Origin of the sequence: Helicobacter japonicus, assembly GCF_000762845.2 — a bacterium.
Classification (GTDB): Bacteria; Campylobacterota; Campylobacteria; order Campylobacterales; family Helicobacteraceae; genus Helicobacter_C; species Helicobacter_C japonicus.
The window spans coordinates 1-2,105 of record NZ_JRMQ02000035.1 but is presented as its reverse complement, the minus strand read 5'-3'; the positions used below and the strand labels follow the sequence as shown (position 1 = coordinate 2,105).

Annotated in this window: 2 protein-coding genes; both read right to left on the bottom strand. The window is 31.0% G+C overall.

Translation table 11 applies throughout. From position 1 onward, the window contains the following. Positions 1 to 1,136: hypothetical protein (locus LS65_RS09620; RefSeq protein WP_138129867.1), on the bottom strand; the 1,136-nt coding region annotated here is incomplete at its 3' end. After that, complete coding sequence (locus tag LS65_RS10335; protein ID WP_236096713.1) at positions 1,133 to 1,915, bottom strand: hypothetical protein; 783 nt, start codon at positions 1,913 to 1,915, stop codon at positions 1,133 to 1,135. The genes LS65_RS10335 and LS65_RS09620, both read right to left, overlap by 4 nt. Positions 1,916 to 2,105 lie beyond the last annotated feature (190 nt).

Below are 2,105 nucleotides of genomic sequence, written 5' to 3'. Positions count from 1 at the left end.
TGATGTAAAAGATTACTATGTAAAAGAAATTCACAATATTGATTGAAAGACTTTAATCCTTCTTCACAAGCCCAAGTAGAATCTATATTGCATAGGGTAGCATAGTTTTGGTAGAATAGTTGAAGGTCAAGGAGAAATTCTAACATTGATAATTCCTGTTCATTAAAAGCTTTGGAATGTTTTTTAATCACATCATAAACACCTTGTGGAGTGCTTGTGCTTTTATCCCACCAATCTAATCTACCAGCAAATACTATCTTTAACTTATCCATTACGAAATCTACACAGGAATTGCCAACTAAAGCATAAAATCTAAATTGATTATCGTCTTTTACAAAAGCAAAACCACCTCGCAAACTATCATCAGTAATTAATACATCTTCTAAGATTTTACTTGCAACTTCTATGTATTTCTCATTGGGTATTTTTATAGCAAAAGCTTGTTTATTTTGAAAAGTGCTTAAAGGACGAATGCTTACTAAAACATGTCCTTTGCTGAAAGAATATTTGGACAAAGTATCATTCCTTAAACTCTCGCCACTATGCTCGTGTTTTTCTTCATTGATGTTATTATTCTCTCTCTTCTCATAATCATAGTGATTGTTTTGAAAGACTTTGCCACCGCTTTCTTTATCTCCATAGCTAGAAGTTCTTAATGGAGCAGACTTATAAGGAGCAAAGCCAAAAAAGCCTTCGATATTTTGTATATTACTTTTTTCACTTTGAATAAAATTTATCAAACTTCTTTTATAAGCCTGATAATGAAAGAATATAGCATTTTTAAAATATTCTTTCGCTTGAATTGTTATGTCTTTATAACCTTGTCTAAAGAATAGATAATTGTCATCAAAATCAGTAGTTTGCTTTTTCCATTTCTCTTTATTTATATCATTATTTTTGTATTCTTGTGTAAGATTTTCTATGAGTTGCATTTGTGTAGTTTTACTATGTTTTTCTAGTTTAGATTCTGAGATATATTTTTTCTTTAACTCATCGCTTAATGTGCCTTGAAAATTTTCATCAATAAGCTGATATTCTTTTTTTAATCCCAAAAATACATGAGGTATCACTCCCTCTCCCCAGCCCCAAGTATCTATATATACTCCTAGAGTATAGTATTTTTGGTAGAGTTTCATTTATTTCCCCACTTTTTTAATTCCCTAAAGGTGTAATAATCTGTAAGAATCACATCAGATTCTAAGCCAATAGATTCACGATTATTTAAAGCCATTTGTAATAATATCTCACTTTTAAAGTTATCTTTTTTACACTCTAAAAACTTCTTACTTATCGGACTTCCTTTAGTAAAAAGGATAAATTCACTCCAATGTCTATCATAAATATAGCCTACTATTGCTTGATAAAAGATATGTTCTTTATATCTGTTTCTGGTGTGTAAGTTAGATAATGAAAAGGTTTGTCGCACTTCAACAATGCTTTTGCTATTAGTATTAAGGGTGGTTGCGCTAGGGATTTTATATAGGATTTTACTTTCTATTCGTTCTAACACTTCCTTTTTTGCTAATTCTTTTTGGACTATCGCCTCTATTCTTTTATCTAGCTCTGCAAGCATTTCTTGCCATAATTCTGGCGTGATTTCGTCTATATTTTTTTCTTTTTTAATGGTTAGTAGTGATTCATCTGTTATCGGTATTTTTCTTCCTATCTCGCTTTTTTCAGATTCTATAAGATTGTCTCGTATTCCTTGTATGAGTGTGGCTTTCTCCTCTTGTGTGATAGGTCTTGCATACACTACCTTGTTTATCTCTTCTTTACAAAGTCTTTGATATTCCTTATATTCAGAATCTAAAGCCTTAGGGATAAAGGCACGATAACTTGTAGGGTAATAAATTGAACCCCCACACATCACATGTAAAATAAAAATTCCGATGATTGCTAAGACAATATATTTCATTTTATGCCTTTTATGCTGTATTCTCTATGCTCCAATGATAATGAGTAATAGATTGATTATACTTAAAATTCCTCATCATACACTCCTTTAACTATCCCTCTCACTCTTGCATTCCTTTAAAGGCTTTGCATACCCTATTGACAAACATACTGATAACACCATAGCAACATTTACTAGATTCTTTAACATC

Bases quoted from the DNA above. Each gene is read 5' to 3' on its own strand.
- LS65_RS10335 (WP_236096713.1), bottom strand. From the start codon at position 1,915: ATGAAATATATTGTCTTAGCAATCATCGGAATTTTTATTTTACATGTG.